The 8,270-nt window shown below is 74.5% G+C and carries 10 protein-coding genes; all 10 read left to right on the top strand.

The window, feature by feature from the left end:
- Window positions 1-345: a flagellar basal body rod protein FlgB gene (locus tag HUN59_RS11575; RefSeq protein ID WP_058741146.1), complete on the top strand. Its 345-nt coding sequence runs from the start codon at window positions 1-3 to the stop codon at window positions 343-345.
- On the top strand, window positions 342-737 hold the full coding sequence (locus HUN59_RS11580) for a flagellar basal body rod protein FlgC (protein WP_058741145.1): 396 nt from the start codon (window positions 342-344) through the stop codon (window positions 735-737). The genes HUN59_RS11575 and HUN59_RS11580 overlap by 4 nt, the downstream gene beginning before the upstream one ends.
- Window positions 737-1,084, top strand: coding sequence for a flagellar hook-basal body complex protein FliE (gene fliE / locus HUN59_RS11585; protein WP_174778429.1), 348 nt, complete (start codon window positions 737-739; stop codon window positions 1,082-1,084). The genes HUN59_RS11580 and fliE overlap by 1 nt, the downstream gene beginning before the upstream one ends.
- A complete protein-coding gene (gene fliF, locus HUN59_RS11590) occupies window positions 1,084-2,745 on the top strand; it encodes a flagellar basal-body MS-ring/collar protein FliF (protein WP_174778430.1) in 1,662 nt (553 codons plus the stop codon). Before fliE ends, fliF begins: the two co-directional genes overlap by 1 nt.
- Window positions 2,746-2,828: 83 nt before the next feature.
- Window positions 2,829-3,827, top strand: coding sequence for a flagellar motor switch protein FliG (gene fliG, locus HUN59_RS11595; RefSeq protein ID WP_174779468.1), 999 nt, complete (start codon window positions 2,829-2,831; stop codon window positions 3,825-3,827).
- On the top strand, window positions 3,820-4,482 hold the full coding sequence (locus tag HUN59_RS11600; protein WP_174778431.1) for a FliH/SctL family protein: 663 nt from the start codon (window positions 3,820-3,822) through the stop codon (window positions 4,480-4,482). Before fliG ends, HUN59_RS11600 begins: the two co-directional genes overlap by 8 nt.
- Entirely contained in the window at window positions 4,479-5,810 is a 1,332-nt protein-coding gene (locus HUN59_RS11605) for a FliI/YscN family ATPase (RefSeq protein WP_174778432.1), read from the top strand. The genes HUN59_RS11600 and HUN59_RS11605 overlap by 4 nt, the downstream gene beginning before the upstream one ends.
- Window positions 5,810-6,241, top strand: coding sequence for a flagellar export protein FliJ (locus HUN59_RS11610; RefSeq protein WP_174778433.1), 432 nt, complete (start codon window positions 5,810-5,812; stop codon window positions 6,239-6,241). Before HUN59_RS11605 ends, HUN59_RS11610 begins: the two co-directional genes overlap by 1 nt.
- A complete protein-coding gene (locus HUN59_RS19965; protein WP_174778434.1) occupies window positions 6,238-6,960 on the top strand; it encodes a C40 family peptidase in 723 nt (240 codons plus the stop codon). The genes HUN59_RS11610 and HUN59_RS19965 overlap by 4 nt, the downstream gene beginning before the upstream one ends.
- Window positions 6,957-8,270: flagellar hook-length control protein FliK (locus HUN59_RS19440; protein WP_217483543.1), on the top strand; the 1,314-nt coding region annotated here is incomplete at its 3' end. The genes HUN59_RS19965 and HUN59_RS19440, both read left to right, overlap by 4 nt.

The following is an 8,270-nucleotide window of genomic DNA, read 5'->3' on the forward strand; positions in this document are numbered from 1 at the left end:
GTGTTCGATTCCGTGACGAGCGCCGCGCTGCAGAGCGCGCTCGACGGCCTGTCGCTCCGACAGCGCACCATCGCGAACAACATCGCGAACATCAACACGCCGAACTACCACGCCGAGAAGGTGCAGTTCGAGGACGCGCTCGCGCAGTCGATCGTGCACGGCGACGGCCACACCGCGGCGACGACGGCGCGGAGCCTCGAGCCGACGAACACCAACGGCAACAACGTCAACCTCGACCAGGAGACGCTCTCCAACGTCGACACCGTGCTGCGGTACCAGTTCGCCACGCAGGCCATGAACAGCGAACTGACGAGCGTGCGCGCGGCGATGCGGACGAGTTCGTGACGACCTTCGACGCGATCGGCATCGCGAGCACCGGCCTCACCGTGCACCGGAAGTGGCTCGACGCGATCTCGGACAACATCGCCAACGTCAACACCGTCCGCTCGATGGACGACTCCGCCTTCCAGGCCCGGTACGTCGAGGTGCAGGAGGGTGCGGGCACGTCCGGCGCCTACGTGAAGGGCGCCGCGTTCGGCAGCGCCGCCGGCCGGGTCACCTACGACCCGGAGAACCCCCTCGCGAACGCGCAGGGCTACGTCCGGATGCCGGACATCGACCTCGGGACGCAGATGGCGGACCTCATCATGGCCCAGCGCGGCTACCAGGCGAACGCCGCGGTGGTCGACCGGGCGAAGACCGCCTACGAGGCGGCACTGCAGATCGGGAAGAACTGATGCCCATCGACGCCGTGAACGGTGCGACCACGAACGCGATGACCCGCGCGTTCCCGAGCACGTCCGACGTGACCGGGACGGGCGGTCTCGGCGGGACCGACGCCACCACCGGGGCGACCGGCGCCGGCGACGGCTTCGCCGGCAGCCTGACGAACGCCGTCGACGGTCTGCAGCAGCTGCAGAGCACCTCGAAGACGCTCGCGCTCAAGGCCGTCACGGGCAACCTCGACGACATCCACGACGCCACCATCGCCGCCACGCGTGCGCAGGTGACGCTCGAGCTCGTCGCCGCCGTGCGGAACAAGGGTGTCGACGCGTTCAACGAGATCATGCGGATGCAGGCCTGATGCCCGCCGCCGTCCAGGACACGTGGGCCCGTCTCGTCGCCTACGTCAAGGGGTTCTCCGCCGCGCAGCGGACCATCGCGATCATCGGCATCGCGGCGGTCGTGCTCGGTGGCATCGCGCTCGCGAGCTGGCTCGGGAAGGCGACCTACGCACCGCTCTTCACCGGCCTCGCCGCGAAGGACGCGAGCTCGATCACCGACCAGCTGACCACCGACGGCGTGCCGTTCCAGCTCAGCGACGGCGGGGCGACGATCCTCGTGCCGCAGGCGCAGGTGTACTCGGAGCGGCTCAAGGCCGCGTCGAACGGGCTGCCGTCGTCGAACGAGGGTGGCTACTCGCTGCTCGACAAGATGGGCGTGACGAGCTCCGAGTTCCAGCAGGACGTCACCTACAAGCGCGCCATCGAGGGCGAGCTCGCGAAGACGATCTCGTCGATGGACGGCGTGCAGACCGCGACCGTGCAGCTCGCCATCCCGGAGAAGACCGTGTTCACGTCCGAGGAGAAGGACCCCACCGCGTCGGTCTTCGTCGCGACCGAGAACGGCAAGCAGCTCACCACCGAGCAGGTGCAGTCGATCGTGCACCTGACGAGCGCCGCCGTCGAGGGCATGCAGCCGACCGACGTCTCCGTCGTCGACTCGAAGGGCCAGACCCTGTCGGCCGTCGGCACCGGCGCGACCGGCAGCGGGCAGGACCAGGCGGCGGACTACGACGCCACCACGAGCAAGAAGATCCAGGACCTGCTCGACACGACCCTCGGCGCCGGGAACGCGAGCGTCGTCGTCTCCGCGACGATGAACGAGCAGTCCGGCACCCGCACGTCCGAGAGCTTCGCCACCCCGACCTCCGGGCCGGTAGCGCTCAACGAGTCGAGCACCAAGGAGCAGTACGGCGCGGGCGCCGCCGGGGCAGCGGGGGCGACCGGCGTCCTCGGCCCGGACAACGTCGCCGTCCCGAACGGCGCCGCGTCGAACGGCACCGGTGGCTACACGAACGAGTCCGCGACGAAGAACAACGCCGTCGACCACACCACCGAGACGACCCAGATCCCGGCAGGGGGCGTGCAGCGGCAGACCATCTCCGTCGCGCTGAACTCCCGCGCGGACGCCGTGAAGAACGCGAACCTGCAGAGCGTCAACGACCTCGTCGCCGCGGCGGCCGGGGTGGACAACGTCCGCGGCGACCAGGTCCGCGTCGCGGTGATGGACTTCGACCGCTCCGCCGCCCAGGACGCGCAGAAGGCGCTCGAGGCGCAGCAGCAGGCCGACCAGCAGGCGTCGATGTGGTCCGCGATCCGCACCGCCGGCATCGTCGTCGCCGTGCTCGCCGCGGCGATCGTCCTGGCGATCGTGCTCGCCCGCCGCGGCCGTCGCCAGGAGCGCGAGGCGGTCGACGTCGGCGAGCTCGACGCCTTCGCCGGCGAGACGTTCGAGCTGCCGCTCGCGCTCGACGACGCCGAGCGGACCGGCCTGTCCGCCGGGGACGCCCCGACGGTCGCGCTCCCGACCCTGCCGCACGACGACGCCCCGACCGAGGTCCTCACGACCGACGAGATCAGCGCCGAGCGCCGCCGCCAGGACATCTCCGCCCTGGCCGAGCGCGACCCGAAGCGCACCGCCGAGCTCCTCCGCGGGCTCCTGGACGACCGGTCCCCGGTGTGAGCGGCGTCGTGCCGATCGCGGCCGGGAGCGCCGCGGCAGGGAACACCGCCGGGGGAGCGGGCGGCCCCGCCGCCGAGCGTCCCCTGACCGGCGCGCAGAAGGTCGCCCTCATCCTCATGCAGATGGAGACCGAGCGCGCCGCCGAGGTGATGAAGCAGTTCACCGAGCTCGAAGCCGAGGAGATCTCGGCCGAGATCGTCCGGATGCGCCGGGTCGACGACACCGTGGTCGACCGGACGATGAGCGAGTTCCACCGGATGACCCAGCGCGGCCGCGTGCAGAAGCGCGGCGGCAAGGACGCTGCCCTCGGGCTCCTCGAGGCGTCCTTCGGCTCCGAGCGCGCCGCCGGCGTCATGGACCGCCTGGCGTCGAACCTGGCCGGGCAGTCGTTCGAGTTCCTCGACGACGCCGAGCCCGGGCAGGTCGTCAGCCTGCTCGAGGGCGAGCTCCCGCAGACGATCGCCCTCGTGCTCGCGCACCTCAAGCCCGCGCAGGCGAGTGCCGTCCTGGCCGGGGTCGACGAGCGCGTGCGGACCGACGTCGCCCAGGCCTTCGCCACGATGGGCAGCGCGACGCCCGAGGCGGTCGGCATCGTCGCCGGGGTGCTCCGGCAGCGCGCCGGCGCCGTCGTCTCACCGCGCGAGAGCGTCGAGGTCGTCGGCGGCATCGCCCCGCTCGTCGACATCATCAACCGCTCGGACGTCGCCACCGAGAAGGCCGTGCTCGAGGGGCTCGAGGCGCGCGACCCGGAGCTCGCCGAGGACATCCGCTCCCGCATGCTGACCTTCACCGACATCGTGAAGCTCGAGTCGCGGGACATCCAGCAGGTGCTCCGCGGCATCGACTCGAAGCTGCTCGCGACCGCCATGAAGGGCGCTCCGGGCCCGGTCGTCGAGACCATCCGCGCGAACGTCTCCGAGCGCAACCGCCAGCTCCTCGACGACGAACTGCAGTCGATGGGGCCGGTCCGCGTGTCCCAGGTCGAGGAGGCGCGCGCCGAGGTCGTCCGCTCCGTGCGCGAGCTCGAGGCGCAGGGCGTCATCACCGTGCACCGCACCGAGGAGGACGAGCTCGTTGACTGACCCCGTCCTGCAGCGCGTCGCGTACCCGGTGCTCGACGGCACCGTCGCGCGCGACCGCGCCGCGGCCGCCGACGTCCGCGGGCACGCCGCCGGCTACGCGGCCGGTCTGCGCGCCGCCCAGGCGGAGACCGCGGCGCTGCACGCGCGCCTGGAGACCGAGCACGCCGCACGCGTCGCGGCCCTGCAGGCGGAGACCGCCCGCCGGGTGCAGGTCCTCGACGCCGCCACGAACGCGCTCCTCGCGCAGGTGGCGCCCGTCCTGGCGGACGCGGAGGACTCGCTCATCGATGCGGCCCTGGACCTGGCGGAGGCCGTCGTCGGGTACGCGGTGCGCGCCTCCCGGCAGACGGTCGGTGACCACACGGCGGCCGACGCCGACGGGGCGGGAGCCGGCCTGGAGGACCGTGGCGCGGACGGTGCGGAGGCCACGGTCCGGCGGGCGCTCGCGCTGGTCGACCGCACGGTCGCCCTGGCGGTCCGGACCAGCCCCGCGGACGCAGCGCGCGTCGCCGGACTCGACCTGCCGGTCCCGGTCGTCGCCGACCCGTCGCTCCGCGACGGCGACGCGGTCGTCGACCTGCCGGACGGCCTGCTCGACGCCCGCCTGGACGCCGCGCTCGGTCGTGCCCGCGAGGCCCTGGAGGCGGCACGGTGACCGCGACGCTGCTCCGCCCCCGTGGCCTCGACGATGCCCGTGCGGCCGCGGGGCCGCAGCGCGTCGGCGTCGTGACGAGCGCCGTCGGACTCGGCCTGACCGTCGCGGGACTCGACGCGCGCATCGGCGACGTCGTGACCGTGGGCGCGGACGGCGGACCGCAGACCGCCGTCGAGGTCGTCGCGACCGACAGCACCGGCGTGCGCTGCATGCCGCTCGGCCGGCTCACCGGCATCACCGCCGGCACCCCCGCACGGCCGACCGGGCGTCCGGTGCTCGTGCCGACCGGCGTCGGGCTGTTCGGCCGCGTGCTCGACGGGCTCGGTCGCCCGATCGACGGCCGCGGACGCCTGGACTCGGACGGCGCCGTCCCGATCGACCACCCGACGCCGGACGCCATGGCCCGCACGCGCATCGACGCGCCGATGCAGCTCGGCGTCCGCGTCCTGGACACCCTGACGACCGTCGGCCGCGGGCAGCGCATGGGCCTGTTCGCCGGGTCCGGTGTCGGCAAGTCGTCGCTGCTGTCGATGATCGCGCGCGGGAGCGACGCGGCCGTCAACGTCATCGCGCTCGTGGGGGAGCGCGGCCGCGAAGTGCGGGAGTTCCTCGAGGACGACCTCGGTCCGGAGGGCCTGGCGCGCTCGGTGGTCGTCGTGTCGACCTCGGACGAGCCGGCGCTCATGCGACTCCGTGCGGCCTTCGTCGCCACCCGGATCGCGGAGTCGTTCCGGGACGCCGGGGCCGACGTCGTGCTCATGATGGACTCGCTCACCCGCGTCGCGATGGCGCAGCGCGAGATCGGCCTGTCGGTCGGCGAACCCCCGGCCACCCGGGGGTACCCGCCGTCGACGTTCTCGGTGCTCGCCGGACTGCTCGAACGCGCCGGGACGGACCGGGTCGGCAGCATCACCGGGCTCTACACGGTCCTGGTCGACGGCGACGACCACAACGAGCCGATCGCGGACAGCGCGCGGAGCATCCTCGACGGGCACGTCGTGCTCGACCGGAAGCTCGCCGTGACCGGGCACTTCCCGTCCGTCGACGCGCTCGGCTCGGTGTCCCGCGTGGCCTCGAAGGTCACGACGCCCGAGCAGCGTGCCGCGGCGACCGTCCTGCGCAAGGTGATGGCCGCCCGGCAGGGGGCGCAGGACCTGCTCGACGTCGGCGCGTACCAGCGCGGGACGAACCCGCTCGTCGACGCCGCGGTCGACCACCGCGGCGCGATCGAGGCGTTCCTGCAGCAGGGCATGGGGGAGCGCGCCGACGCCGCGTCCTCGTGGCACGCGCTCGAGACGCTCGTCGCTCGGCTGGGGGTGACCGGCTGATGGCGAAGCGCTTCCCCCTCGCCGGACTGCTGCGGCTCCGGCACGCGCAGCAGGACCGCGCCGCCGCCGTGCTCGCCGCCGCGAAGGACCGGGTCCGTGACGCCGCGGACGCCCGGATCGCTGCCCGGCGGAACCTGGCCGACAGCGAGGCGTCCCAGCCGATCACGGACGCGGCGACCCTCAGCGCGGTCGCCGCCGCCCGGGCCTCGACGCGCGGGATGCTCGAGGAGCTCGAGGCCGTCGCACGGTCCCGCCGCGAGGACGCCGACGCCGCGCAGGCCGAGCACACCGCAGCGCGCCGGGCCGCGCTCGGGCTCGAGAAGCTCGAGGCGCAGCACGCGCGCCAGCAGGCGGCCGAGGAACTCCGGGCGGAACAGCACGCCCTCGACGAGATCGCGGCCCGACGCCGCACGGAAGGTGGTGCCCGATGAGCGTGGACGCCGTGCTCTCCCGCATCGACGAGATCCGCACCCGCATCGACGCCCTGCGCAGCGAGGTGACCGGCGGGACGACGACGACGACCACGACCGGGTCCTCCGGCGCCGCGTCCTCGACGGCGTTCGCGGACGCGCTCTCCTCGGCGGCCGACGACCCGCTGTCCGCGTCGACCCCCGCGACGAGCGCCGCCACCGCAGCCCCAGCGACCTCCGTCGACGCCGGGACGGGCACGCTCGCCACCGGCAGCGGTGCGACCGGGGCGGACGTCGTCGCGGACGCCAAGAAGTACCTCGGCGTGCCGTACGTGTTCGGCGGCACCACCCGCTCCGGGATGGACTGCTCCGGTCTCGTGCAGACGGTGTTCAAGGACCTCGGCGTCACGATGCCCCGCGTCGTGCCGGACCAGGCGGACATGGGCGTGCCGGTCGGGTCCCTGGCCGACGCGAAGCCGGGGGACCTCATCGTGCCGAAGGGCGAGCAGCACATCGTCATCTACCTCGGCGACGGCAAGGTCCTGCACGCTCCGCGCCCGGGCAAGGACGTCCGCATCGTCGACAACTGGTACAAGGACTCCGACATCGCCACCATCCGCCGGATCGTCCCGTCCGAGGCGTCCGCGACCCCGGCCGTGTCCGCGGGGTCTGTGGCGTCGAGCGCGACGGACCTGCAGACCGCGGCGCTCCTGTCGATGATGCGCGGGGGTGCGGCATGAGCCCGGTGTCCGCCGTCCCCACGCCGGCCGTCCGCTCGGCGCCGACGACGCCGACGTCCGCCCCGGGTCCGGGGTCGGGGACGGCCGAGCCCTTCGGCGCCGCGATGGCCGCGGTCGCGGGCACGCCGCACCAGGACGCGCCACGGGACGGTCGTGAGCCCGAGCACACCGCGACCGAGCACGCCGGGACCGACCACGACGGCGCCGGCACCACGACGACCGACGCGCCGGTCCCTGCGGGTGGCGCCACCCCGGCGCTCCCGGTCGCACTCGTGACCGCGCTCCCGGTGCCCGTGCCGGCGATCGCGCCCGCGGGACCCGCCACTGCCACTGCCACGGTGCCGGGGACGCCGGCCGCGACCACATCGGCGAACGAGACGGCGGCGGAGCCCGTGGCCGCGACCGCGACGCCCGTGCTCGCGGCGTCGACGATCGTGCCCGCCGCGGCTCCGCTCACCACGCCTCCGCTCACCACGACTGCGTCCAGCGGTGCACCGGCGCCGACCCCGGTCCGCGACAACCCGGCGGCGCCGGTCGACCCGGGCACGGCGACCTCGCCCACGCCTGCGACGGCAGCGGCACCGGCAGCAGCCCCGGTGCCGCGCGCGCACGGGGAGCCGGCGGCGACGAGCAGCCCGGCCACCACGGGCACCCCGTCCTCCGAAGCTGCCTCGCCCGCCGTGCCCGCGCTGCCGGCAGCCCCCGTGACCGCGACGGCGTCCGCGCCGGTGACCGCGGACACCACGGCGGCCCCTGCGACCGCACCGGCCGTACCCGTGACCACCCCGGCGCAGCCGTCCCGCGGGACCGGCCACGCGCCGGACGCGACGCGGACCGACCAGGGTGATCCGATCCTCCAGGCCGTGTCCACACCGCGCGGCGGTGAGCCGTCCGTCACCGTCCCGACCCCGCCGGCGGCCCCGACTGCCGGACCCGCGCCGACCGCGGGCGCTCCGGCCCCGAGCGCCCCGCTCGCCCAGCAGCTCGCCCGCCCGGTGTTCGCGCTCGCGCACGCCGACACCGGCGAGCACGTCGTCACCGTCCAGGTCGTGCCCGACACGCTCGGACCGGTCACGGTCCGCGCGCACGTCACGGCGCACGGCATGCACGTCGAGCTGTTCGCGGCGTCCGAGGCGGGCCGCGACGCGGTCCGCCAGGTCCTGCCGGACCTGCGCCGCGACGCCGCGGGCGCCGGCGTCGCGACGACGCTCGACCTGTCGTCGCAGAACCACCCCGGCGCGCAGCCCGGTCGCGACGACCGCTCGGCCCCGTCGCCGCTGCGGTCCGACCCCGGCCTGGAGGATCGGATC

It is taken from the genome of Curtobacterium sp. Csp2 (assembly GCF_013347165.1).